Annotated in this window: 22 protein-coding genes; 3 read left to right on the plus strand and 19 right to left on the minus strand. The window is 39.4% G+C overall.

Annotated elements, in window-relative coordinates:
- Positions 1 to 7: 7 nt before the first annotated feature.
- Genes M3166_RS15650 through M3166_RS15665 form a run of 4 tightly spaced genes read right to left on the minus strand, consistent with a single transcriptional unit; the run spans position 8 to position 4,140 of the window.
- A complete protein-coding gene (locus M3166_RS15650) occupies positions 8 to 1,060 on the minus strand; it encodes a Gfo/Idh/MocA family protein (protein ID WP_251690783.1) in 1,053 nt (350 codons plus the stop codon).
- 1 nt (position 1,061) lies between these two features.
- The gene (locus M3166_RS19525) at positions 1,062 to 2,075 is read right to left on the minus strand and encodes a zinc-dependent alcohol dehydrogenase (RefSeq protein ID WP_251690784.1); all 1,014 of its coding nucleotides are present in this window, start codon (positions 2,073 to 2,075) and stop codon (positions 1,062 to 1,064) included.
- Positions 2,044 to 3,123: a dihydrodipicolinate synthase family protein gene (locus M3166_RS15660; protein WP_251690785.1), complete on the minus strand. Its 1,080-nt coding sequence runs from the start codon at positions 3,121 to 3,123 to the stop codon at positions 2,044 to 2,046. The genes M3166_RS19525 and M3166_RS15660 overlap by 32 nt, the downstream gene beginning before the upstream one ends.
- Positions 3,124 to 4,140 (minus strand): NAD-dependent epimerase/dehydratase family protein, encoded by a 1,017-nt coding sequence (locus tag M3166_RS15665; RefSeq protein ID WP_251690786.1) that lies wholly within the window; start codon positions 4,138 to 4,140, stop codon positions 3,124 to 3,126.
- Between the two features lie 83 nt (positions 4,141 to 4,223).
- Here M3166_RS15665 and M3166_RS15670 point away from each other — a divergent pair, with 83 nt between their 5' ends.
- Positions 4,224 to 5,516 carry a transcriptional regulator gene (locus M3166_RS15670; protein ID WP_251690787.1) on the plus strand — a complete coding sequence of 431 codons (1,293 nt, stop codon included), beginning with the start codon at positions 4,224 to 4,226 and terminating at the stop codon, positions 5,514 to 5,516.
- Here M3166_RS15670 and M3166_RS15675 read toward each other — a convergent pair.
- The 4 genes from M3166_RS15675 to M3166_RS15690 form a co-directional block, all read right to left on the minus strand.
- On the minus strand, positions 5,510 to 6,349 hold the full coding sequence (locus M3166_RS15675; RefSeq protein WP_251690788.1) for a Gfo/Idh/MocA family oxidoreductase: 840 nt from the start codon (positions 6,347 to 6,349) through the stop codon (positions 5,510 to 5,512). The genes M3166_RS15670 and M3166_RS15675 overlap by 7 nt on opposite strands.
- Before the next feature lie 9 nt (positions 6,350 to 6,358).
- Positions 6,359 to 7,162 carry a carbohydrate ABC transporter permease gene (locus M3166_RS15680; RefSeq protein ID WP_251690789.1) on the minus strand — a complete coding sequence of 268 codons (804 nt, stop codon included), beginning with the start codon at positions 7,160 to 7,162 and terminating at the stop codon, positions 6,359 to 6,361.
- 24 nt (positions 7,163 to 7,186) lie between these two features.
- Positions 7,187 to 8,104 (minus strand): carbohydrate ABC transporter permease, encoded by a 918-nt coding sequence (locus M3166_RS15685; protein WP_251690790.1) that lies wholly within the window; start codon positions 8,102 to 8,104, stop codon positions 7,187 to 7,189.
- A 69-nt stretch (positions 8,105 to 8,173) separates the two neighbouring features.
- Positions 8,174 to 9,481, minus strand: a complete 1,308-nt coding sequence (locus tag M3166_RS15690; protein WP_251690791.1) for a sugar ABC transporter substrate-binding protein — start codon at positions 9,479 to 9,481, stop codon at positions 8,174 to 8,176.
- 169 nt (positions 9,482 to 9,650) lie between these two features.
- Here M3166_RS15690 and M3166_RS15695 point away from each other — a divergent pair, with 169 nt between their 5' ends.
- Positions 9,651 to 10,268: a YesL family protein gene (locus tag M3166_RS15695; RefSeq protein WP_251690792.1), complete on the plus strand. Its 618-nt coding sequence runs from the start codon at positions 9,651 to 9,653 to the stop codon at positions 10,266 to 10,268.
- Complete coding sequence (locus M3166_RS15700) at positions 10,265 to 11,161, plus strand: alpha/beta hydrolase (RefSeq protein WP_251690793.1); 897 nt, start codon at positions 10,265 to 10,267, stop codon at positions 11,159 to 11,161. Before M3166_RS15695 ends, M3166_RS15700 begins: the two co-directional genes overlap by 4 nt.
- 43 nt (positions 11,162 to 11,204) lie before the next feature.
- On the opposite strand, the gene M3166_RS15705 is transcribed toward M3166_RS15700, so the two are convergent.
- The 11 genes from M3166_RS15705 to M3166_RS15755 all read right to left on the minus strand — a co-directional run bounded on the left by M3166_RS15705 (position 11,205) and on the right by M3166_RS15755 (position 24,990).
- Positions 11,205 to 12,077: a GNAT family N-acetyltransferase gene (locus M3166_RS15705; protein ID WP_251690794.1), complete on the minus strand. Its 873-nt coding sequence runs from the start codon at positions 12,075 to 12,077 to the stop codon at positions 11,205 to 11,207.
- Positions 12,078 to 12,092: 15 nt separating this feature from the next.
- Positions 12,093 to 13,265, minus strand: coding sequence for an N-acetylglucosamine-6-phosphate deacetylase (gene nagA / locus M3166_RS15710; RefSeq protein ID WP_251690795.1), 1,173 nt, complete (start codon positions 13,263 to 13,265; stop codon positions 12,093 to 12,095).
- Between the two features lie 468 nt (positions 13,266 to 13,733).
- Positions 13,734 to 15,179 carry an Asp-tRNA(Asn)/Glu-tRNA(Gln) amidotransferase subunit GatB gene (gene gatB / locus M3166_RS15715; RefSeq protein ID WP_251690796.1) on the minus strand — a complete coding sequence of 482 codons (1,446 nt, stop codon included), beginning with the start codon at positions 15,177 to 15,179 and terminating at the stop codon, positions 13,734 to 13,736.
- Between the two features lies 1 nt (position 15,180).
- Complete coding sequence (gene gatA, locus M3166_RS15720; protein ID WP_251690797.1) at positions 15,181 to 16,644, minus strand: Asp-tRNA(Asn)/Glu-tRNA(Gln) amidotransferase subunit GatA; 1,464 nt, start codon at positions 16,642 to 16,644, stop codon at positions 15,181 to 15,183.
- 17 nt (positions 16,645 to 16,661) lie between these two features.
- Positions 16,662 to 16,952, minus strand: a complete 291-nt coding sequence (gene gatC, locus M3166_RS15725) for an Asp-tRNA(Asn)/Glu-tRNA(Gln) amidotransferase subunit GatC (protein ID WP_079523753.1) — start codon at positions 16,950 to 16,952, stop codon at positions 16,662 to 16,664.
- 292 nt (positions 16,953 to 17,244) lie between these two features.
- Positions 17,245 to 18,420 (minus strand): CamS family sex pheromone protein, encoded by a 1,176-nt coding sequence (locus M3166_RS15730; protein WP_251690798.1) that lies wholly within the window; start codon positions 18,418 to 18,420, stop codon positions 17,245 to 17,247.
- A gap of 18 nt (positions 18,421 to 18,438) precedes the next feature.
- Positions 18,439 to 20,436, minus strand: coding sequence for an NAD-dependent DNA ligase LigA (ligA, locus tag M3166_RS15735; protein WP_251690799.1), 1,998 nt, complete (start codon positions 20,434 to 20,436; stop codon positions 18,439 to 18,441).
- Between the two features lie 12 nt (positions 20,437 to 20,448).
- Positions 20,449 to 22,707 carry a DNA helicase PcrA gene (gene pcrA, locus M3166_RS15740; protein WP_251690800.1) on the minus strand — a complete coding sequence of 753 codons (2,259 nt, stop codon included), beginning with the start codon at positions 22,705 to 22,707 and terminating at the stop codon, positions 20,449 to 20,451.
- Between the two features lie 35 nt (positions 22,708 to 22,742).
- Positions 22,743 to 23,432 carry a heptaprenylglyceryl phosphate synthase gene (locus M3166_RS15745; protein ID WP_251690801.1) on the minus strand — a complete coding sequence of 230 codons (690 nt, stop codon included), beginning with the start codon at positions 23,430 to 23,432 and terminating at the stop codon, positions 22,743 to 22,745.
- A 166-nt stretch (positions 23,433 to 23,598) separates the two neighbouring features.
- Entirely contained in the window at positions 23,599 to 23,913 is a 315-nt protein-coding gene (locus M3166_RS15750; protein WP_008408714.1) for a YerC/YecD family TrpR-related protein, read from the minus strand.
- Between the two features lie 18 nt (positions 23,914 to 23,931).
- Positions 23,932 to 24,990 carry a DUF3048 domain-containing protein gene (locus M3166_RS15755; protein WP_251690802.1) on the minus strand — a complete coding sequence of 353 codons (1,059 nt, stop codon included), beginning with the start codon at positions 24,988 to 24,990 and terminating at the stop codon, positions 23,932 to 23,934.
- Positions 24,991 to 25,012: the final 22 nt, after the last annotated feature.

The following is a 25,012-nucleotide window of genomic DNA, read 5'->3' on the forward strand; positions in this document are numbered from 1 at the left end:
TAATCACCTACAATTTTATTTCTTGATTTGTTGCAGCCGATTCATAAATTGCCGCCAACATTTTCGTCACTTCAACCCCGTCTTCCACTGTAGAAATAGGCTGCACATTATTAATACAGCAATCCACAAAATGATTGATCTCGTTGATGAATGAACCTGCGAAATCGAAACTTAACAAATCGATTTGTGGTGTAATATTTAAAATTGTTTCATGCTGCTCTTTTATAATGGCCAGTTCCGGTTCTACTTCGGCACCGCCATTTTCACCATAAAGTTTTACGGATACTTCATCCTGTTTTGCATGTAGTGTAAAACTTACATCCACATAGAGAGAAGCACCATTTTCAAAACGAATGAGCGCATTCGCAAGATCTTCAACATCATTATGCTCAGCGTCATAATCCGCCGCCTTATAGAAAGATAAGTTTTCAACATGGGCGCGATTTCCTAACTTTTTGTACGTATTACCTGAAACTGAAATCGGCTTTGGTTTCCCCATTAAATACCAGCAAAGGTCGATCATATGCGTTCCTAAATCAATTAAAGGCCCGCCACCGGATTTTTTAATATCACTGAACCAGCCGCCCGGATTGCCTAATCGGCGTATGCATGAAGCCTTCGCATAATAAATTTCGCCCAGTTCACCTGCATCAATAAACTTTTTAAGTACCCCTACATTTGTTGCAAATCGGCGTACGTATCCAACTTGTAAAATCTTATTCGATTCCTTTACCGCAGCTTCAACTGCATAAGCTTCATCAAGCGTTAAACTTAATGGTTTTTCAAGTAGAACATGCTTGTTCTTTTGGAGTGCCTGAATTGCAATTTCTGCATGGGAGTTATTCCAGGTACAGATACTGATTGCATCAATTTCCTCGTTCGCAAGGAACTCACTTACTTTTAAATATAAGTTCTCTACACAGTATTTTTTGCCTAAAGCTTTCAGTCTTCGTTCATCACTATCACAAATCGCAACAATCTCTACATTGGGATGTTCGAAATAAGGTTTTAAATGATACTCGGAAATAGATCCTCCTCCAATTACACCAACCTTTAACATGTTAATTCCCTCCCGAATATTCAATGATGGCGGTCAATGCCTCACTGCTCTCTAATATGTCATACACACCGGCTGAATTTTCAAAAGGAATTTCCAGTTGCACAAAGTCAGAAACATCGATCGCCTTTCGTTCCAGTAAACGAATATAGGCTGCCAGGTTGCGCCCTTCCGTCCAGCGAACATAATGATACGGGTAGTCAATCGCTTCTCTTTCATAGCGAGCATCATAACGGCCTGGTCCGCCAGCTCTTGAAATCGTAATGATCGCTTCCTTTATAAACAATTGTTCACGATTAAATTGTGGTTCTACATCACCGACAATAACAATTCTGCCTTGCTTACGAACCCACTCAAGGCTACGGGGAGTTGTTTCAGATTGTTTGCCACCAGCACATAATAGAACAGCATCTACACCATGCCCTTTCGTATAATCCACAATATGCTGTTCCATTTCTTTTAAATCCGAAAAAATTTCAATGCCCGGTGTACCTTTCAGCATTTCTGCTCTTTTTTCATTAGGTTCATAGCAGATGACGTCATAACTTGCTGCTGCGCAAATCTTTGCAATCATTTGGCCAAGTACTCCTAACCCGATAACTACAACCGATTCACCGAACTGCAGTTGTCCTTGACGTATTGCGTGAATGGCAATCGTACCGTGTGCTGCGAATGCCGCGTGCTTTGGCAAAACTTCTGCAGAACATTTAGCTACTAATATTTCCGGTACAACAAGCTGCTCCATATGCCCAACATAAGGTGCACCGTAGCAAGCAACGATATCACCTACTTGGACGGTTGTAACACTTTGACCAATTCCCTTCACTTTCCCAACAGCGCTATAACCAAGCTGGCGTACCCCTTGTTTGCTTCCTTCAATTAATAACCGTTCAGTCCCTGGTGAAACAGCAGTATAATAGGTCTCTACTAATACCCCTGTTGCAAAAAGCTCGGGTTGATCGATTTCAGCTATTTTCACGACACCATCATGTGCTTGTAAAGCTTTCACTCTTCTCACCTGATTTCCACTTTGCTAAATTTTGTTTAACAAATACATCATCATTTAAATGCGGATACATTTTATAAACTCGAGTTATTTCATCGGCTTGACCTTCACTTAATACTTCGTGGTCTGCCAGACACCAGTTTCCTTTTAACAATCCTTGTCTCGTCAATACTTCATTGATCCCTGCAATGCTCCCTTTAAAGGCATGTGCCGGGTCGAAGAAAGCCGCATTCGCATCTGTCACTTCGATGGCTTTTGTTAACCAGCTTGCATCAATTTGTGCTTTATCTCTAGCTGCCTTAATCTCTTCAAAATATTGAACGGCAGTTTTTGCCCATACTGACCAATGCCCCAACAAGCCGCCAACCACTTTCTTTTTAACGGTTTCACCATTAATCGTAAATGCATATTCAGTTAATAGATCAATGACAATATTATCGTCATTTCCTGTATAAAGAGCGATTTCATCCCGGCGGTCGCTATTGCTTACAGCCCGAACGACATCTAATGTTTGATAGCGATTAAAAGGCGCCATTTTAATTGCATATACATTTTCTATATTGGCAAGTTCATGCCAAAACTTGTATGTGAATACACGGCCGCCTACTGATGGCTGTAAATAGAAACCAACTACAGGAATGATTTTGGCAACTTCTCTCGTTCGCTCCAATAACTGCGCTTCTGATAAATGTTGGAGTCCTCCCATACTTAGTAAAGCTAAATCATAGCCAAGAGATTTTAAAATTGTCGCTTCATTTTTCGCCTGCTCTACCGGACCGCAAACACCACCTATTTTAATGAAGGATTCCGGAACATTCGCTTTCTTCATTTCATCTATTGCAATTGAAAGAACACGCTCATACAAGTTGAATTGGGGATCACGAATCTCAAATTGTGTCGTATGAACACCAACTGCCAAGCCCCCGACACCAGCTTCAATATAATATTTCGTCAAGGCACGCTGACTTACTTCATCCAACGATTTGTCTTCGTTTAACGCTAATGGATGCGCCGGAATAAACGCACCGTCAAACAATGCTTTTTTTACAGCTTCATTCATTTAAAACGCCCCTTTTCGCTCTTGGAAATGCGTTGGTTTATTTAATGTGGCACCATCTAATTCCACCCAATTTGCAACCATATCAAGCATTTGCTCAATGGATACACGGGGATAGCCAAATAATTTATGGGCATGGGCCGCTGTATTTAATAATGCTGTTTCCTGTTCCACCCCTATAATTATAGCTTCCTTATTAAAGCGTTTTGCAAACTCCTTCGCCAGCCAGCGAACAGACAATGTTTCCGGCCCTGTTACATTCAGAATTTTTACAGGTGATTCGCAATGTATTAGCGAGCGAATCGCGTATTCGTTTGCATCCCCTTGCCAGATGACATTGACACTGCCCATCGTGACATCAACCGGCTCATTATTGTAGACGGATTTTGCAACTTCCAATAAAACCCCGTATCGTAAATCAATCGCATAATTTAAACGGAACATAAGCATTTTTGTATGAAAGCGATTGGAGAAATTCGTAAAAATACGTTCTCTTCCTAATGTGGACATTGCATATTCACCAACGGGAACCGGTGTTACATCTTCTCCGCAATTGCCCGCTGTTACAGGAGTAAATGGATAAATATTGCCTGAAGAAAATACGACGATATTTGAGTTTTTAAATTTATCTGCCACACGACCTGGTACGTATGTATTCATCGCCCATGTGAAGTGTTCGTTATTAACTGTACCGAATTTATTTCCCGCCATGAAAATGATATTCGGTATATCCGGTAACTGAGCGAGTTGCTCTTCATCCATTAAATCACAAGTAATTGTTTCAATCCCTGCAGATTCCAGCTCTTCTTTCATTTCTTTATTTGAAAATCTGGCCACACCGATGATCCGTTTCTCGATCCCCGCTTCTTCAGCAGCACGCTTCGCCATTTTTGCTAAAGTAGGACCCATCTTTCCTGCAATTCCTAAAATCAAAATATCACCATCAATTTTTTTTATATCCTCTACTAATGCAGCAGAAGGTTTTGTCATAAATTCTTCTAATTGTTGTACCGTTTGCATTGCGGTCACCCCTTTATAAATTGAATATTCTTACATCTTTCTGTAAAATTATATTAATATGGATTTTTGGAGGCACAGACATAATGAATAAGGCACTTCCGTATACCTCACAAAGTTTAGTAGGGATTATTGTTCCTGAAATTTTGCAGGATACAATTAAAGAAGCATTACGTGGATTCCCTAATATCCAACCACATTATTTTTTAACACAAGACTTTATAATGACGGACGAGCTACAGCGATTTATATATGAATACGAAATGCTTGTCGCAGCAGATCCTTATATTTTTCAGCAATTGAAATTCTATGATTCATCTTTGCAGCTTTATCAGATTAATAGTAGAGCGCTTCAGCTATATGAATTGCTATTAACCCATAAAATACAAAATGAACAGAAGCAGTATTGTTTTGACTTTTTACAACAAAGTACCATCTTGTCGATTACACATCAGTTACATCATAAAATCGACTATGTGTTTTCTGAAGGCGAAACGGTTGATGCCATATTGGAAAATCATATAAAACATGCTGAACAAGGCTATTTTCCGGTTACTACGATTGCCTCTGTCTATGAATCATTAAGTGAACATAATATCGAATGTCGTTATTTAATTCCGACAAAGCAAGAATTGATTGTTGCTTTTGAACGGGTATTATTGGCCTCTAAAGGGCGACAAAACAAAGAAAGTCAAATTGTATACGGTTTGATTCAATTTGAATTGATTGCTAAACAAGAACAGTCGAAAGTGGAACAAATACTTCAGCAGTTCACACAACAAATGGATGGTCATTTAATCATGCTGAATCCATTACAATATAGTTTTATTACGACCCGTGGACAATTTGAGCGCGAAACATTAGGGTACAAACATTTGCCGCTGCTTTCCCGCTTTAAAGAAGAGCTGAAAATTAATTGCACAATCGGTGTCGGCTTTGGAATCAATGCAAATGATTCCGGTCGTCATGCCAAACAGGCTCTCTATCAGGCAAATGAAAACGGACCAAACCTTTGTTATATCGTGCGTGAAGATAATAGTGTGATCGGTCCAATCGATACGACCGTTTTTATTAACTATGAACAGTACCCGTTAGTCATAACAGATTTAAAATTATTGGAGCGGGCGGAAAAAGCCGGTATGTCCGCTTCCTATATATCCAAATTAATGGGTCGCATTATGAAGCATCAAAAGTTTATTTATACGGCCGAAGAACTTGCTCAAACATTGAATATCACGTTACGAAGCGCAAATCGGATACTGCTAAAATGGCTGGATGCCGGACTAGTTGATATTATCGGCGAGGAAAAGGTAGCTCACCGAGGACGTCCTAAACGCATCTATTATATTCAGTTTTTAGAAGATATAAAGAATCAGTAAGTTGTGCTGGCAATATGCTTTATCTGATCTAATAGTTTGATTGTCTGCAATGTGTCGGTGAGATCAATGTGACTTTTTTTCTCTATAAAAAATTGCTCTATTGCATCAATCAGGCGATCATAAAATCGGACATCTCCTTCAGCAATTTCAAACCATTCACTTTGCTGCTGAGTATGTGTTACAAATTGAAAACTTTGACGATGCTGCAAGTACCCTCTAATTGAAGATACTGTCCCATCCTGATATGTTAATGAGATAAAGTGTTGCTGATCATTAAAGGTAACGGCTATGTCTTTGAAAGATGTTCCTTTTAACGCACTGATCATTTCCACTGCATGTATGCCATAATAGTAATAGTCGAATTCCTGCAGCATCGGCAGTGGAGTTATGATGTCCACTGCCTCAATGCTCTTTTTAGATTTTGCCAGTTGAATTTCTTCAGCAAAGCGTAAAGCAGAGCAGCTCATCAAAGGTGTTCCCTTTTCATTGGCTAGTTCCATAATGGAAATGGCCTGCTCGTAATTTTGTGCCAATGGTTTATCGATAAAAATAGGTTTTTCAGAAGCAGCCAAGACTGCAAATTGCTCGAAATGTTGTGAGGCATCAACCGATGTAATGATAAACGCATCACAAATGTCTGCCAGTTCCTGTAGTGTTTTTATAAAAGGAATTCCTCTTATATGCAACTCCGCTGAAACTCGTTCAATTCGGTTTCTACTTATTTCAATTGTAGATCCACCCCGATATGCGAATAGCTCATGACCTTTTTTCTGTAGCCTTTCACTGAACGCGACTGCATGGGTTGAATCTGCTCCGATCATACCTATTTTCATAGAAGCCCCCTACTTAATACCTGACATTGTAATTCCTTCTGTAAAATAACGTTGGAAGAAAATAAATATTAAAAATGTCGGTATGAATGAAATTGTTGCACCTGCCATTTCGACACCGAAGTTCCCTTCTTTTCCGAGCATCGAGGCAAGACCAACTGTAACTGGAAACATCTTTTCATTTGTTAAATAAATTAACGGCTGGAATAAGTCATTCCAGTTTGAAATAAAAGCAAAAGTTCCTACTGTCGCAATTACTGGGAATGATAGCGGCAAAATAATCTTGAAGAAGATTTGCCAGTCATTCGCCCCGTCAATATAGGCAGCCTCTTCCAAATCTTTCGGTATTCCCTGTAAAAATTGTCGTACTAAAAATACACCCATGATTGCCCATAATTCAGGTACAATTAATGCCCAATATGTATTAATCCATCCAAAGTCGGCGAACATAATATATTTGGGAATAATAAATAACTGTTGAGGAATCATGATGACTGCCATGAAAATCCAGAAGATTGCCTCTTTACCCCAAAATTGCTTTTTAGCAAATATATAACCGAGCAATGCCGCAAAAAGCATTTGAGTAATAACAGGAATGACAGTTATAACGATAGAGTTCCAGATCCATCGTATAAAAATCCCATTCGTAAAAATTGTTATATAGTTTTGGATTGATGGATTGGTCGGCAGCCAAAACAGCGGATCAATTTGTGCCTGTTTCACTTCTTTTAATGAACCGAACACCATGATGATGAACGGCATTATAAAAATGATTGCTAATATTGCTAATGCTGTATAAGAGATTACTTTTTTCATTTATCTGCTCCTTCCCGCACCAGCTTAATAATAATTTGGATCTTTCCCGATATATTTACGTTGTATTAACGAGATAATTAAAATGATAAAGAATAACACATACGATAAGACTGCTGCATAGCTCAAGTTCAAGCTTGTAAACCCTTGATGATATAAGTAATACACGATGGTCGTTGTTGAGTAGTTCGGTCCCCCATTCGTTAACAAGAACGCAGAGTCGAAAATTTGGAATGAACCAATCGTTGTTGTAATTGCCACGTAAAAGTGAATAGGCTTTAACATCGGGAATGTAACTTTCCAGAAGATCTTCCATGGACTTGCACCATCAATCCGAGCCGCTTCATACAATTGACGGTCGATGGATTGTAGTCCCGCATAATAGTAAATCATCGTTGTACCCGCTACTTTAAAAATACTTAATCCTGCCAAGACGAGAAGCGCCTGTGATGAACTGGATAAAAACAGCTGTGGGTTGATTCCGACAAAACCGATTAAATAGTTTATAAAACCATCTTCTGTACCGCGGAATAACCATCCCCAAATACCTGCAATAATTACGAATGATGTAACAACAGGTAAGAAAAACAATCCTTTAAAAAACCCTGAAAATTTAACTCCTGAATTAATGATTACTGCTAAAATTAGGCCAAGCGCCATTGTTGGAACTATATAATAGATGGAAAACTTAACTGTATTCCATATTGCTTTCCAAGCGATTTCATCATCAAACAAACTTTTCCAATGTTTTAACCCGACAAACTCAGGGTCCCCAATAATTTTCCAGTCATGAAACGTTAAATAAAAACTTAAAGCAAATGGATAGATTTGAAAAATAAGAAAATGAATTATTACGGGAACGAGCACGACATAGACTAATAGATTTTTGTTTAACTCCCTCTTAATTCGTGCACTAAGTGATTGTTTAGAAGTTGTAGAGGTCACATGCCTCACCCTTTCTGTACTTGAAGTAATGAGAGAGTTTGATCTTCACGACCAAACTCTCCTTTAAAATTATTTGTTAATTACCTTATCAATTGCGTCTGCCGCTTTATCTGCAGCTTCCTGAGGAGATTGTTTACCTTCTAACATTGCTTGAATTTCTGCTTGAACTAAAGGCATAATATTACGCCCTTCTGGGTGAATCACACCTGGCTTCGCATACTCTGTGTAGCCTGCTAATTGAGCCATGTATTGTTGTGAATCAAAAATATCCTTCGCTTCATCACGTGTCGGGATATATTGTGTAATATTGTTGAATGTACGTTGGTTATCTGTATTTGTAATATACTTCATGAACTCTGCTGCGGCTTCAGGATTTTTAGAAATCGCCGAACCTACAAACATACCAACAGTACCGTAAGTTAATTGCTCTGCATCTTTTAATGGTGGAGCAATAACAAACTCAAATGGCTTCTCAGCTAATAAACGGTTTACCGAAATACCAGAACCATTTACAGCTAATAACTTTCCGCCGAAGTAAAGTGAGTCATGATCAAGCGCTGTAATTGAATCTTGCGGAATCCAGCCCTTTGTATACATTTCGTTAATTAATTCAAATGACTTAACCGCTTCAGGCTTGTTAATTAAGATGTTGTTTTCTTCATCAATTACATTACCGCCAGCTTGCCATAAAAATGGATAAAGCGTGTTATTTAAAGAACCTCCACCAGCATAGGAGAATGCATAATAACCAGCTGCTTTAGCTTTCTCAGCTAAAGCTTTGAATTCATCCCATGTTGTCGGAAGGCTGTTTTCATCTACCCCTAACTCCGTTAAAATATCTTTGTTATAAATTAATGACTCCGCTGTTTGTAAAATTGGCATTCCGTACTGTTTGCCTTTCCAACTTGTTGCTTCGATAGCAGTTGGTACAAAACCGCTTAAATCTTCATCTGTAACATATTGCGATATATCTAAAATTAATTGTTGTTCTGCATATTGTGGCATTTGGTCAGGAATTACATAGAATACGTCCGGACCTTGACCTGCCGCTAAAGCCGTTAAGATTTTTTGGTCACGATTTGCCCATGGAATTTGTTCGAAGTTTACCTTTACACCTGTTTCAGCTTCAAAATCCGATGCAAATGTTTTCCACATATCTCCTTCACCTGTTGAGCCATCTGTATAAGGGTGTGCCCAAACTGTGATTTCACCTGATAATCCTGAAGATTCTTCTGAATCTGTGTTAGCGCTTCCATTGTCCGTATTTGTATCCGCATCTGTTGATGTCGTTTCATCTTCGCTGCATGCAGCCATTACAACAGAAAGCACTAATACTAAAAATAGCAGTCCCAACTTTTTAAAAATTGTATTACTCATAACCCATCCCCCTTTTTATTTTTCCTTTGTATAAAATAGCGAAATAGCTATTTTTTCCAGACTACAAAAAATTTAGGAGGAACTCAAGTCCATTAAAAGACCTTAATTTAAATTGTACGATTTTTCAGATTTTTTATTTTATAATAAAGACAAGGGGGTTATTAACTTTATGACATTTTGGGACGGGTTTTACGATTTTGGTGTAAAGCTATTAAAAATAATTTACTTGAATTTTCTATGGCTATTTTTTTCTGCGACTGGACTTTTTGTTTTCGGAATATTTCCGGCGACGATTGCTTTATTTACAATTACAAGACAATTTCTTCTTAATATTGAGAAGCCGATTACAAAAACATTTTGGGAAGTCTATAAAACCGAGTGGCTTAGAGGTAATGGATATGCGGTAATTAGTTATATTATTGTGCTGATTTTAGCAATCGACTTTTATGCGATTTATATGGTGGATTCTTTATCATTCCTTCTCATACCAACTTTTATCATTGCCTTTTTAATTTTTGGAACTTTATTTTTCTTCTTTCCAGTGTATGTACATTTTGATTTAGCATTTTTGGCAATAATCAAACAAGCATTTTTATTTACGGTCACTTCACCTTTCACGGTCATTTTAAATGCGTTATGTATCATATTGATCTATGGCATTTTCAATATTATGCCGGGGGCAATTCCTTTATTTGCAGGGAGTGTGCTTAGTTGGTTCGTTATGAAATTCTCTCTGCGTTCCTTTAAGAAAATTGAACAACGGAAAGTATCGGAGGCTGTAACATGATGAATGGACTGCACCCTGAACTCGTTGAAAGTATTGATCGTAAATTAAAAAATTCTCGTACATTCGAGCAACTGATCATGAACAGAACATTTATCCATTATTCCGAGCAAAACTACCAACTTGAAAATTGTTTAATCGAAGAAATGATGATAGGAAATATACGAGTCATCCGGATACAGCCGAAGAATGCAGTACAAAATATGCCGGGCTTTATTTGGTTTCATGGCGGGGGTATGGTGTTCGGCAGTCCGGATGACAGCTTACCTTATGTAACAGATTTTGTACATAACTTCCAAGCGGTAGTGTTCCTCCCGCAATATCGGCTCGCTCCGGAAAACCCTTACCCTGCTGCTTTAAACGACGGGTATGAGCTATTAAAGTGGCTAAGTGAACATGCAGGCGATCTGAATATAGATCTAACGAAAATTATCGTAAGTGGCGCCAGTGCCGGGGGAAACTTAGCATTGGCCGTAGCATTAAAAGCCCGAGATGAAAAAGGGCCAAAAATCGCGGCGGTTTTACCGTTGTATCCGATGCTTGATGCAAATGAAAGGTCATTTCATAAGAAATTTACCTCACCTGCTATTTGGAATGCCGAAAAAAACAGAAAAAGTTGGCTTGCTTATTTACCGGATCGTGAAAACATCCCACCTTATGCATCGCCTTTTTATGCAAATGTTGAAGGGCTTCCGCCGGTATATACGTTTATCGGAACGCACGATTTATTTTACGAAGAAGTATGTGAATTTGTGGATAAACTACAGCAGTCCCGTGTACAAGTTCAATTTGATATTTACCAAGGATGTACACACGGATTCGACTTGGAGGGAATACCAATTGCCCGTAAAGCTAAAAAACGGCTTTTGGATATTACATTAAAATTATTGAAGTAACCGCAAAATGGAGACCCGCAGGATTTTACGGATCTCTATTTTTTTATGCCAAACCACTATATGGATAGAGCAAATTATTCGGATACATAATATCTTTTTGATTTTTAACAAACATTGCTCCCTCATCGATGAGCAAATCTTGCATGACAGGAATCTTTAAATTATCCGGTGTAAAGCACAGTCTGATTTTTTCGGATTGAATCGGTAAGCAACCGAGTATTTCCTGTACATCAACCTGCTCTTTAGAAATCACATCGATTAACTCAGCATAATCGCTTGTTACATTCAAAATGACGAATGCCTGATACTTAGGAACATAATAAATACAGTCCCGATATTGCATCAATGCATGGAACATCACGATATTTTCATTTTGAACCATACTCATTTTCTGACTGACTGGTTTTCTAAACACCGTTGTTTCATAAAATACATTTCTTGTAGGCTTATCATCCAGGTTCACTTTCTTCACTTCAGTATGAACCGTTTCAATATCTTTTTTATCCACAGTAAATGTAGATTGTATACGTGTTTCAAAACCGAACTTCGGATAAAAGCCCAATACAGTTTTATTTGCAAACAGGTATATGATATGTGCACTCACATGATCTTCCATCACCTTTTCCATAAGTTGACGGGACAATCCTTTCCCTTGGAATTTTGGATTTGTCATAACAGTCCCGATTTGAACAGCTTTATACTGCCTGCCATCCAAAATCATCGTCCCGATACTTGTAGAAACATTGGCCACTATTTCGCCATCCTCTTCAAACACATAGGGACAATATGTATCGTTCCAATACCCTTGCTCATCCCATTGTTCGAAATCCAGACCAAAAGTATCGTTTGCCAGTTTAAAGAAACTTTTTTTCAGCTCGGGGTTAAGGCGCACAGCCTCTCCTTTAATGAAATTCATTTCCACCCCTCCTTTTTAAATCTTACTATTTTCATAAATAATCTTTCCTTCTGAAACAGTTAATACAACATCCTCTTTTTCATTTACAATATAAAAATCAGCATCTTTGCCAATTTCAATTGACCCTTTTTCTTCATATAACCCTAACAATTTTGCACTGTTTGTTGAAGTCAGCTTAGCCAGTGTCACATCTGATAGTCCGAGCCACTCTTTCATATTCTTTCTGGACTTATTTAAATTGAGCGTACTTCCCGCAAGCGCATCACTTCCGACTAATTTACACAAGCCCTCTTCTACCCGAACTTGTTGTCCACCTAAATCATAAATACCGTCTGCTAATTCGGTTGCCCGCATACTGTCTGATATTAATATCATTCGGTCCTCACCAATCGTATCGTAAATAAAGCGAATCATGTCCGAGTGAATATGAAAGCCGTCAGCAATAATTTCCAACATACACTCACTTTGCAGTAAAGCGACCTGCAAGCCTGGCTCCCGGTGATGGATTGGCCTCATCCCATTGCAAAAATGAGTGGCATTCTGAATAAGCTGTTGTTCTAGCAATGCCTTTGTCTCAGTGTATTTGGCATCAGAATGACCAATCGATGCTACAATCCCTTTATTTTTTAAATATGTTGCAAGCTTATGGCCTTCATCTAACTCAGCTGCTATTGTAATTAGTTTAATTTCGTTTTGGGAAGACTCATTTAGATGGTCAAATATTTCTACAGAAGGCTTTATTATAAACTGATCGGACTGTGCCCCTTTTTGAATCGGGTTAATGAAAGGACCTTCTAAATGTATGCCGGCAATTTTGGCACCTTTAACATTGTTCTTTGTATTGGCAATCGATTGTACAACATGCTCGATTTGTGTATCTGCCGCAGTCATCGTTGTTGCTAAAAAGGTAGTCACCCCGTATTTTGCAAGTGCCATACTGATCGTATTTAGACTGCTTTCAGTTCCGTCCATAACATCAGCACCGGACATTCCGTGAATATGCTGGTCAATCATTCCCGGCATCATTTTATACGCTGCCTTTGTTTCCACAAAATCGATTTGTACAGGTAATTCGTCTTTTTTACAAAACCGGACTATTTTTTTGCCTTCAATAACAGCATAACAATCTTCCTCTATCCGCTGTTCCCGGACAATTTGGAGTGGTCCAATACACCATGTTTTTTCCATGAACATTTCCCTCCTCTACCTCGCCTTTTATATTCCCCATTATTAGCCTATACTTGCCAATTTTCAAGAAAATTCCTTTTTAAAAATACAAAGAGATGGGGATAGAAGTAGAATTATATTTGGATAAATACAAAACTCTTTATTAAGAAACGGATATTTTGGAAAATTGATTGGAATGAAGGGCGAGTGTTCGTGCTGACGGTATCACCTTTCGCACTGTTAAAATACCAGCTGACGGCTACGCCTTTCGCTACAAGCAAAGCTTCCTGCGGGAACAGCAAAAATTTATTTTGCGACGAAAGCGTAGCGACAGGAGCACCGATGCCTGAGACGTTCGTGTAAGGCCGTGCCCGCAGAAAGCGTCCCGGAATGGAAATCAATTTTTAACGCTCAGCAAAAAAATGCTATTTTTCTCATAGAGAAAAATAGCATTTTTTGGTTATGTCCTACCCTCTTCTAAGAAAAAAATTAACGTTTATTAATTTCTTCCATTAAGATTTGGTTTGTTAATTGTGGGTTTGCTTGACCTTTAGAAGCTTTCATAATTTGGCCAAGAAGTGCTTTAATCGCACGGTCTTTACCAGCTTTGAAGTCTTCTACTGATTTTGCATCATTATCAAGAACAGTTGTTACGAAACCACGAATTACTTCCGGATCAGAAATTTGAACTAAGCCTTTTTCCTTCACGATTTTCGCTGCGTCTCCACCGTTTGTTACTAACTCAGTGAATACTTTTTTCGCGATTTTAGAAGAAATTGTACCGTCCGTAATTAATTTCACCATACCTGCTAAGTTTTCCGGTGTTAGAGCTGTATTTTTCAACTCTTTTTGTTCTGCATTTAAGTATGCAGAAATATCACCCATCAACCAGTTAGCTGATAATTTCGCATCAGCACCTGCATTTACAGTTGCATCAAAGAAATCAGAAATCTCTTTGTTTACTACGAGTACGTTTGCATCATAATCATTTAAACCTAATTCAGAAACATAACGTGCTTTACGAGCATCCGGTAATTCTGGAATCTCGTTACGTACGCGCTCTACCCATTCATCAGAAATTGAAAGACGCACTAAGTCGGGCTCTGGGAAGTAACGGTAATCATCTGTACCTTCTTTAACACGCATAAGGATTGTTTTACCTGTTTTCTCATCAAAGCGGCGTGTTTCCTGCTCGATAACGCCACCAGCCATTAATACTTCTGCTTGGCGGATTTCTTCGTGCTCTAAACCACGACGTACAAAGTTGAATGAGTTTAAGTTTTTAAGCTCAGTTTTTGTACCGAACTCTTCTTGACCGTATGGACGGATTGAAATGTTCGCATCACAACGAAGAGAACCTTCCTCCATACGTACGTCAGAAACGCCTGTATATTGAATGATTGATTTTACTTTTTCTAGATAAGCATATGCCTCGTCCGGAGTGCGGATATCTGGCTCAGAAACGATTTCAACTAATGGTGTACCTTGACGGTTTAAATCCACTAAAGAATAGCCGTCAGCATGCGTTAATTTACCAGCATCTTCTTCCATGTGAAGACGAGTAATACCGATTTTCTTTTTATAGCCTGGTGTATCACCTTTAGCTGGAATTTCGATTTCTACCCAACCGTTTTTACCGATTGGCTTATCAAATTGTGAAATTTGGTAAGCTTTCGGATTATCTGGATAGAAGTAGTTTTTACGGTCGAACTTAGTTTCTTGTTCGATGTCCATGTTTAATGCTAAAGAAGCACGCATAGCGTAATCTACTACTTGTTTATTTAATACTGGTAAAACGCCTGGATAACCAAGGTCGATTACTGTTGTATTTGTGTTTGGTTCCGCACCAAAGTGGTTTGGACTGCTAGAGAAGATTTTTGAGTTTGTTTTTAACTCAACGTGAATCTCTAAACCAATGACTGTTTCAAAGTTCATTTTATTTTACCTCCCATAATGCTGGAGTTTGTTTAGCAAAATCTGTTTGTTGCTCATAAGCATATGCCACACGGTAAAGTGTTTCTTCATCGAAATGCTTACCAATAATTTGTAAACCTAATGGTAATCCGTTTTCAAAACCGCATGGAACTGAAATTGCCGGTACACCTGCTAAGTTGATTGGAATTGTTAAAATATCGTTTGCGTACATTGTCAATGGATCATCAATGTTTGCGCCAATAGCGAATGCTGGTGTTGGTGCAGTTGGCCCAATGATTACATCGTAGTTTTCGAACACTTTGTCGTAATCGGCTTTAATTAAAGTACGTGCTTGTTGTGCTTTTTTGTAGTAAGCATCATACGTACCAGCTGATAAAGAATATGTTCCAAGCATAATACGACGTTTCACCTCATCGCCGAAACCTTCAGCACGAGATTGTTTGTATAGCTCTAATAAGTTTTTCGCGTTTTCTGAACGGTAGCCGTAACGAATACCATCGAAACGAGAAAGGTTTGAAGATGCTTCTGATGAAGAAAGAATGTAATATGCTGCTAATGCATATTTAGAGTGTGGTAAAGATACCTCTTCTACTGTAGCACCTAGGCCTTTCAATACTTCCAATGCATCAAGCACTGACTGTTTTGCTGCTTCGCCAACGCCTTCACCTAGGAATTCTTTTGGTACAGCAATTTTTAAGCCTTTAATATTACCGTCTAAAGCGGCTGCATAGTTTGGTACTGGCACATCTGCAGAAGTAGAATCCATTTCGTCTACACCTGAGATTGCTTCAAGTAATAATGCATTGTCTTTTACATTGCGTGTAATTGGTCCGATTTGGTCTAAAGAAGATGCGAATGCAACTAAACCAAAACGAGATACACGACCGTATGTAGGTTTCATTCCTACAACACCACAGTAAGCTGCTGGTTGACGGATTGATCCACCCGTATCAGAACCTAGTGAAAATGGTACTTCACCCGCTGCAACTGCTGCTGCAGATGCACCTGAAGAACCACCTGGCACATGCGAAAGGTTCCATGGGTTTTTAGTTGTTTTATAAGCAGAGTTTTCGTTAGAAGAACCCATTGCGAACTCATCCATGTTCAATTTACCAACAGTGACCATGCCTGCATCACGTAATTTTTTTACGATTGTTGCATCGTAAATTGGCATAAAGCCTTCCAGAATTTTAGAAGCACAAGTTGTTTCCAATCCTTCTGTTACGATGTTATCCTTTACGCCAATCGGCATACCGAATAATGGACCGCGCTCCTCAAAAGGAACTTGATCTAACTCAGCTGCTTTTGCAGTTGCTTGTTCTTTATTTAATGCTAAGAAAGCTTGTACTTCGCCGTCCAACTTTTCAATGCGGTCAAACGCTTCTTTTGTTAAATCCGCAATTGTTAGTTCACCCGACTTTAAGCTCTCTTGCAATTGTGCTGATGTGCGCTCAAATACTGTCATGCGAGTGGTTCCTCCTATTACTCCATAATTGATGGTACTTTAATTTGACCTGCTTCTTGTTCTTTTACGTTCAGCATTACTTTTTCAAGAGGTAAGCCTTCTTTTGCTACGTCCTCGCGAAGTACGTTCACTAAAGGTAAAACATGTGAAGTCGGTTCTACATTTGTTGTATCTAGTTCATTTAACTGCTCTGCGAAATCAGTAATTTTCCCTAGTTGTTCAGCAAATTTCTCTGCTTCCTCTTCTGTAATAGCAAGGCGAGCTAAGTGTGCTACGTGTTTTACTTCTTCTTTCGAAATGTTTGCCATTTGTTACACCTCCAAGTTATCGAATCAAATATACCTCGGCAAAATCGGATCATCCGCCGGGTCTATATGTGGAGTCAGTGATTGTTTTGGATACCCGCTGATTCTACATAAACCATGCCCATAATGATAACATTTTTCCTTGTAAAAATCTCCGCTTTAGGAAAAAATCCAGCAAACAATCCCCCACTTATGACGATTTTTCGCCAAATTAACGCATTAACGTAGTGAAGTAGAAATCCTGTGCAAAAAGAAAATACCACACTCGTAAAAGTATGGTATTTTCCGGGGGATTTTACTCATAAATATGAACAAAAGGCTTATCTTCATTCGGTTCTTTAATAATTAGCACTTCCGGTCCGTTAACAGAAGTAATACTCACCGAAATATACAGGTCAAGAGGTAAATGATTAAGCATTAAACCGGTCAAATACTGTGTAAATCCTGTAATTTCAGCCGTTCCGTAAAACTGGATCGGGATTTCGATATCAAGCTTCTGAACTTTTTTGTTTTGATAAAATCCAGTGGCAAACACACTCGTGAAGTTCGAGAAATATTTGTCGACATCCTGCTTGAAGTTTTGGAAGTTCGTATTCAAGTCACGGTATACATCATCCGGCGAACTCATCGGGAAAGTAACGTATTTTTCATCGATTGCTTTCCACTCACCCAATTCTGTTTTTCCTTTATCCGCGAAGTTATAGTCAGTATATGTCCCCGGTACAATCGCATTTCTTTCAGCTTGTTTAAATAAACCAATGACAATCGGAACATCTGCCAGCTCCGGACGGGCACGCAAACGATTGATCACTTCCTGCGCTATTTTTTTACCTTCTGCTTCTATTTTTGCATCAGGAATTTTTTGTTCAAAAAATTCCCCATACTGCTCTTTTTGATAATAGTAAACTGAATTTAACGCTAAACCGATTGAAACACCAGCCAGTTTTACTTTGTTCTCATCTGTTTTTGTTAAATAATTTTGTTCCACAATATGTGCCAAATAAACCGGAGCTTCTGTCGCTTTTACAGTCGGATCCATTTCCTTGCCTGTCGCCTCATCCACACTTGACGGGTTTAGACCTTGGTACTCCGGTCCTTTGTCTTCTGTTTGATTTGGACGGGCTAACCAGTATTTCAATGTATTCTCATCTAAATACTGACCTTCCTGGAAATAATAGTTTTCCGTATCGAAATGATTTTGCGAAATACGCATTAAGCCTGTTTCGACTTCCTTCATATCGTACTTCGTATAAATATTGGAAACAACTAAACCACGACTTGCACTTTCCTTATAAGGAATCAATACGCGATAAAATTTATCGTTTATTTGCATGTTCGGGATAATTGTTGTTTCCACAGCTTGTTCTGTATCTGATTCTTGCGTCAGTTCTGTATCAGGTGTAAGGTTTGGTGCACACGCTGACAACATCGCCGCTACAATTACCGCAGGTATCCAGCGATAACGTTTCATGAGAGCAAGTCCCCTTTACTATATTAATTGTTCGATTAGGCGCACTTCATCCCAAATTTCAATGCCTAAGCTTTGAGCCTTTTCAAGCTTCGAGCCTGCATCTTCTCCGACTATTACAAGGTCTGTTTTTTTACTGACACTCCCTGCAACCGTACCACCTAACTGTTCTATTTTCGCCTTTGCTTCGTTACGTGTCAATTGCTGCAATTTACCTGTCAGTACAATTGTTTTTCCTGCAAAAGGATTTGCCCCTGCTTCCACGACAATTTTCTTGCCTTTATAGGACATATTTAAGCCAAATCCTTTTAGGCGTTCGATTAATTGTTGTACTTGCTCGTTTGCAAAATACGCTACAATCGATTCGGCCATTTTATCGCCAATTTCATGAATATCTTTCAATTCCTCTTCAGTAGCGACCATTAGTGCATCGATTGTTTCAAACTGAGCTGCCAAAATCTTGGCTGCTTTTTCCCCAACATGGCGGATGCCAAGACCGAACAGTAATCGTTCCAGGGAATTTTCTTTTGACTGAATAAGCGCTTCAACTAAATTCGTCGCTGATTTTTGTCCCATTCGCTCCAGGTTGATCAGCTGCTCTACTGTAAGTTCATATAGTCCAGCTACATCTTGAATATAGCCTTCGCGAAGCAGCTGTTCTACTACCTTTTCGCCAAGACCGTCGATATTCATTGCATTGCGTGATACGAAATGCTTCACACCTTCCGCAATTTGCGCAGGACATTGCGGATTCACACAGCGCAATGCTACATCGGTATCAATACGTACCACTTCTTCTTCACACGCAGGACAATGTGTCGGCATTTTATATGGTACGGCGTCATCCGGTCGCTGCTCCAGAACAACTCCCACAATTTGCGGAATAATATCCCCTGCTTTTCGTACGATGACCGTATCATCGATTCGAATATCCTTTTCACGGATCAGGTCTTCATTGTGCAATGACGCACGGCTCACAGTAGTCCCCGCAACAAGCACCGGTGTTAAAATCGCTGTTGGAGTAATAACCCCTGTGCGACCTACCGTCAGTTCAATATCCAATAATTTTGTTATAACTTCTTCAGCTGGGAATTTGTAGGCAATTGCCCAGCGCGGCGATTTTGCTGTAAAGCCAAGCTCATCCTGATGGGCATAGCGATTCACTTTGATAACGATACCATCAATTTCATACGATAAATTTGGGCGCGCTTCTGTCCACTTTTCTATAAACGCCAAAACGTCCTCAATAGTTTCGCAATACTCACGTTCTTTATTTGATGGAAAACCTAGCTCCTCCAAATACTTGAGCATTTCCCAATGCCCGTCTATGCCATAGCTTTCTCCATCCCCGCCAACTGCATATATAAACGTCGATAAATTTCGGCTTGCCGCAATTTTCGGATCTAATTGACGCAACGATCCTGCTGCCGCGTTTCGAGGATTTGCAAATAGCTCCTCGCCATTTTCAGCACGACGTTCATTCAGTTTCTCAAAAGACTTTTTGGGCATATAGGCTTCGCCGCGAACTTCTAATGTCACTGGTTCTTTTAAACGTAAAGGAATGGCACGGATTGTTTTCAGATTGGCTGTAATATCTTCCCCTACTGTTCCGTCACCACGTGTAGCACCTTGTACAAATATCCCGTTTTCATAGCGCAGAGATATGGCCAAACCATCAATTTTCAGCTCACATACATACGAGTAATTTTTACCGATTGCCTGCTCGATTTTCCGGTCAAAATCACGCAGATTTTCTTCATTGAAAGCATTCGACAAACTAAGCATTGCTGTTTCATGCGTTACCTTTTTAAAGCCTTCCAATACCATGCCACCGACACGCTGAGTAGGAGAATCAGGATAAATAAATTCCGGATTTGCTTCCTCTAATGCGATAAGTTCATGTAAAAGCTGATCATATACACTATCTTCTACTACCGGTCTATCCAATACATAATACGCATAGCCATACTCATGAAGAAGCTTGTTCAATTCCGCAATTCTTTGTTCTATTTCATTCATCAAATGTTCCTCCTAAGCTTTCGTAATCGGCGCAAATTTCGCTAGTAGACGTTTTATTCCAGTTGGTGATGGGAAAGCGATGTCCAGTTCCATTCCATCACCTTCACCTTTTACGCTTACTACCATACCGACACCCCATTTACCATGGGCAGCTTTGTCGCCTACTTTCCAATCAAACTTATCTCCGCCAGTAGAATTCAGACGTGACGTTTGGGAAGCAGGTGCCTGCACACTTCCTAATGAACGCTTCGGCATACGGTCATAACGGTTCGATTTAAACGGTAATGAATCATCACGATATGATGTAGTATTTGCTTTTGAAACTTGCTCTAACACATTTTCATCAATTTCGCGTAAAAAACGTGATGGGGCATTGTAGCCTGTACGGCCAAAAATTGTACGAGAGCCCGCACACGACAAGTAAAGACGCTGCTCTGCCCGAGTCGCACCGACATACATTAAGCGTCGTTCTTCAGCCATTTCATCTTCACTTTCCAATGAACGTGAATGCGGGAATATATTTTCCTCCATTCCGATAATGAACACAACAGGGAATTCCAGTCCTTTTGCAGCATGCATCGTCATTAGAATAATCGTACCTTTTGCTTTTTCCTCTTCATCTAAAGAATCAATATCAGCTATTAGTGCAAGGTCTGTTAAAAATGCTACTAATGACTGATCTTCACTGCGCGCTTCAAAAGCATGTGTTACCGTTAAAAACTCTTCGATATTTTCCAGGCGGCTTTCTGCTTCAATCGATTTTTCCGCTTTCAGCATTTGACGGTATCCTGATTTTTCAAGCACTTCTTCCACAATCTCTGTTACCGATAATTCTTGCTGACGTTCACTTAATGAACGAATCATACTGTAGAAATTTTCAGCGGAAGTAGCTGCCTTCCCTGAAAGCCCCATAAATACAAGCTCACCCATCGCATCGAAAATTGAACGGTCGCGTTCCATCGCATAGACAAGCATTTTATCAAATGAAGTCGCACCAATCGCACGTTTTGGTTCATTGATAATTCTCGCCAGCGACAAGTCATCGTCATTGTTTGCAATTAAACGCAAGTAAGCAAGCAAATCTTTAATCTCTTTTCGATCATAGAACTTTGTGCCGCCAACGATCTGGTAGTTCATATTCGATTTTACGAGCACATCCTCGATTACACGTGACTGTGCGTTTGTACGATATAAAATCGCAAAATCATCCAGCTTGTAATCTTCGTCCTTCATAAGCTTTTGAATCGTACGTACGACATACTGCGCTTCATCCTGCTCATTGCCGGCTTTGTAAAGCTGAATCTTTTCGCCTTCCGGATTTTCTGTCCGCAGTACTTTTTTATAGCGGTCTTTATTTTTTTCAATGACGCTGTTTGCCGCTTGTAAAATACGCTTAGTGGAACGGTAGTTTTGCTCGAGCATAATTACCTTTGCTTCTTTGTAATCTTTTTCAAACGATAATATATTCGAAATATCGGCACCGCGCCAACGGTAGATCGATTGGTCCGAATCCCCTACGACACAAATATTGCGGAATTTCTTCGCCAATAATTGCACGAGTAGATACTGGGATTTATTGGTATCCTGATACTCATCAACATGAATGTACTGGAATTTGTTTTGGTAAAACTCAAGCACATCCGGCGCTTCGTTAAATAGACGGATTGTCAGCATAATTAAATCGTCAAAATCGAGACTTTGATTTTGTCTTAATCGTTTCTGATAGCCTTTATATACTTGTGCGACAATCTTTTCAAATGGATTATGCGGATTCATGTTCGCTTCAAAGCCGTCCACAGTAATACATTCATTTTTTGCCGAACTGATCGTATTTAAAATTGCACGCGGATCATATTTTTTCGGATCGATATTATCCTGCTTCAATATATTTTTTATTACCGTCAGCTGATCTGAACTATCTAGAATCGAGAAGCTTTTCGAATAACCGATCCGGTCAATATTACGTCGCAAAATGCGTACGCACATCGAGTGGAATGTGGATACCCACATGCTTTCCGTTGTTCCGTTTCCTAAAATCCCGTCAATTCGCTCACGCATTTCGCGGGCAGCTTTATTTGTAAACGTAATGGCTAAAATTTTCGAAGGGTACACTTCACGCTCAACCACTAAATAGGCGATACGGTGTGTCAGTACCCGTGTTTTCCCAGAGCCGGCCCCTGCCATAATTAGAAGCGGGCCTTCTGTTGATTTCACCGCTTCAGCTTGCTGTGGATTCATTCCCGCTACTAAATTTTTTGCTATATGCTCCATATTGCACCTTCCTATCTAAAGAACGTTTGTTCCTATTATATAACACTTTTTACTGCTTGTACGGTTTTTAATGCCGCTTTTAAGTCATCATAAATAATATTTCCGACAACTACGGTATTAGCATGTGCAGCCATTTCCTTCGCCTGTTCTACGGACGTAATGCCGCCTCCGTAGAAGAGCTTTGTTTCATTTAATACTTCGGCTGTTGCCTTCACCATCTCGATATCACCATATGCACCGCTGTACTCCAAATAAAAAATCGGCAATTTAAAATAGTTTTCGGCCATTCGTGCATATGCCACAACATCTTCCACCGTCAAATCCGTTTTCGCATCTGTTACTTGTGCTACTTTACAATCCGGATTCAATATACAGTAGCCCTCCGCTACAAGCTCTTCCCAAATCAGTACATCGCCGTATTCTTTAATCGCTTCATGATGCATATCTTTCACCCATTTTGTATCTCGACTATTCAACACGGACGGTATGAAATAATAATCATATCCTGGTGTAATGCTATCGACATTTGAAATTTCAAGCGCTATCGGTACTGAAAAACGACGGACACGGACGAGCAAATCCAAAACGCCATCCAACGTCACATCATCTGTCCCGCCAACTAAAATAACATCCGTACCCGATTCGCAAATCTGCTCTAATGCCTCATCCGAAATTTCCTTTGCAGGGTCCAGTTTAAATACATGTCTCCAGTTTAAATATTCCATGAATATATCCACCTATTCTCAAAATTTTTATATTGAACTTTTCATTATCTTAGTTTTTATTGACCATCTCTTAGTATAACGAAATTCGATGAAATATTAAAAGACTGAGCGGATAAATCTGCTCAGTCTTTTAAGCTTGCTCATATATTTATGATTGGGCGCTTCTTTACTTTGACGTAAATGGCTTTTCGTCTGGATAAAGACGGCCCAGCATTTCATCATAAGTGTCATTTCCGTAGTCAAAGCAACGGCGTACACGGGAAATTGTTGCTGTTGACGCACCTGTTTCCTTTTTAATTGTTTCATACGTTTTTTTCAAACGTAATAAATGTGCAACTTCAAATCGCTGTGCCAACGACTGAATTTCACTAATCGTGCACAAGTCATCGAAAAATTTATAGCATTCCTCAATATCTTTTAACTCTAGGACAGCTTTAAACAACTGATCTGTTTGATGACCGCGAATTTTTTCAATTTGCATGTGCCCACCATTTCCTCTCTACTCTGAATATATAACAGATGCCGCTAAACCTGGAGATGTTGGTACGAAATGTATCCATGTCTTTCCTTGAACTAACTTTACTTCCGATCCATCTTCTTCGACTGCCACCAGCAGGCCATCTGCATTTTCCCATTTCACTTCACGTATCGTCCCCGCTTGAGCTACATACGCATTGCCACCACCCGTAATTGTAATTTCGCGTCGACCCGCATTGTCTACAATTCGATGAGGCATTTCAAAAAATAAAATATTGGCTAATTCGATGGATTCATTTGTTTCGTAATCGATTGTTTCTACATTTGCAGAATAACGCTTGTACTGATTCGTTTCGGCATTGTAAACATACTGACTGTTAAATGAACCGCTATTATTGTATTTCATCGATACTTCATTAGCCGTTGTTCCTATTTTAACATTATCTTCGGCTTCATAAAATGGGTAGGACACTTTTTTCTGATAAAGTAGTGAAGTCCCTACTTTTTCGGCACCGGCCTTTACATTTTCGCCCGAAATATAGGAATTGTGTGGAGCGACCCGTGTTGATGAACGTTTAAAGTAAGTACCATCATAGTGCATTCCATTTATATTATCGACAACTCTCTGTGCAAGCATCGATTTCGCTTCAGGACTGTATCCGTGTGCAATATAAAATGCGTCCAGTCCTTTTGCGATATCAATGAAGTACGACCGCGCACTGCGAATCGGTCCGATAGATTCAGGAAGTTCGGACTGGTAAAGTGCTAAAAAGCGTGTCACATCACCTTCCGCCAGCATTTCATATATAATATCCGCCTGTGCAAGTCCAGATTGAGGACGTGCCTGCGGATGGTTATTAATCGTTGCAAGTATTGGACGCATCGTCACTTCTTCTGCTACACGTTCCCCTGTAAATGGTGTAACAAATGGCAGTATTTCTTCCGCTTCCGCAACAATAATATCTTCCTCTACTTCTGTTTCTTCTATCTCTACAACAGGCTCCTCTGTTCGTTCTTTATCGGAACAACCTGTCGTTAAGGTTATACCTAATAATGCTAACATAAATATACTGCGTTTCATCGTGCTACTCCTCTCACTTTTA

The organism is Solibacillus isronensis (genome assembly GCF_023715405.1).
GTDB lineage: Bacteria > Bacillota > Bacilli > Bacillales_A > Planococcaceae > Solibacillus > Solibacillus isronensis_B.

Coding starts and splice junctions, on each gene's coding strand:
- ligA (WP_251690799.1), bottom strand. CDS start 20,436: ATGAATGAAATAGAACAAAGAATTGCGGAATTGAACAAGCTTCTTCAT.
- M3166_RS15675 (WP_251690788.1), bottom strand. CDS start 6,349: ATGAAAATAGGTATGATCGGAGCAGATTCAACCCATGCAGTCGCGTTC.
- M3166_RS15745 (WP_251690801.1), bottom strand. CDS start 23,432: ATGGAATATTTAAACTGGAGACATGTATTTAAACTGGACCCTGCAAAG.
- M3166_RS15670 (WP_251690787.1), top strand. CDS start 4,224: ATGAATAAGGCACTTCCGTATACCTCACAAAGTTTAGTAGGGATTATT.
- M3166_RS15660 (WP_251690785.1), bottom strand. CDS start 3,123: ATGAATGAAGCTGTAAAAAAAGCATTGTTTGACGGTGCGTTTATTCCG.
- M3166_RS15700 (WP_251690793.1), top strand. CDS start 10,265: ATGATGAATGGACTGCACCCTGAACTCGTTGAAAGTATTGATCGTAAA.
- M3166_RS15665 (WP_251690786.1), bottom strand. CDS start 4,140: ATGCAAACGGTACAACAATTAGAAGAATTTATGACAAAACCTTCTGCT.
- M3166_RS15650 (WP_251690783.1), bottom strand. CDS start 1,060: ATGTTAAAGGTTGGTGTAATTGGAGGAGGATCTATTTCCGAGTATCAT.
- M3166_RS15730 (WP_251690798.1), bottom strand. CDS start 18,420: ATGAAACGTTATCGCTGGATACCTGCGGTAATTGTAGCGGCGATGTTG.
- M3166_RS15690 (WP_251690791.1), bottom strand. CDS start 9,481: ATGAGTAATACAATTTTTAAAAAGTTGGGACTGCTATTTTTAGTATTA.
- M3166_RS15705 (WP_251690794.1), bottom strand. CDS start 12,077: ATGAATTTCATTAAAGGAGAGGCTGTGCGCCTTAACCCCGAGCTGAAA.
- gatC (WP_079523753.1), bottom strand. CDS start 16,952: ATGGCAAACATTTCGAAAGAAGAAGTAAAACACGTAGCACACTTAGCT.
- M3166_RS15755 (WP_251690802.1), bottom strand. CDS start 24,990: ATGAAACGCAGTATATTTATGTTAGCATTATTAGGTATAACCTTAACG.
- gatB (WP_251690796.1), bottom strand. CDS start 15,179: ATGAACTTTGAAACAGTCATTGGTTTAGAGATTCACGTTGAGTTAAAA.
- gatA (WP_251690797.1), bottom strand. CDS start 16,644: ATGACAGTATTTGAGCGCACATCAGCACAATTGCAAGAGAGCTTAAAG.
- nagA (WP_251690795.1), bottom strand. CDS start 13,265: ATGGAAAAAACATGGTGTATTGGACCACTCCAAATTGTCCGGGAACAG.
- M3166_RS15680 (WP_251690789.1), bottom strand. CDS start 7,162: ATGAAAAAAGTAATCTCTTATACAGCATTAGCAATATTAGCAATCATT.
- M3166_RS15750 (WP_008408714.1), bottom strand. CDS start 23,913: ATGCAAATTGAAAAAATTCGCGGTCATCAAACAGATCAGTTGTTTAAA.
- pcrA (WP_251690800.1), bottom strand. CDS start 22,707: ATGGAGCATATAGCAAAAAATTTAGTAGCGGGAATGAATCCACAGCAA.
- M3166_RS15695 (WP_251690792.1), top strand. CDS start 9,651: ATGACATTTTGGGACGGGTTTTACGATTTTGGTGTAAAGCTATTAAAA.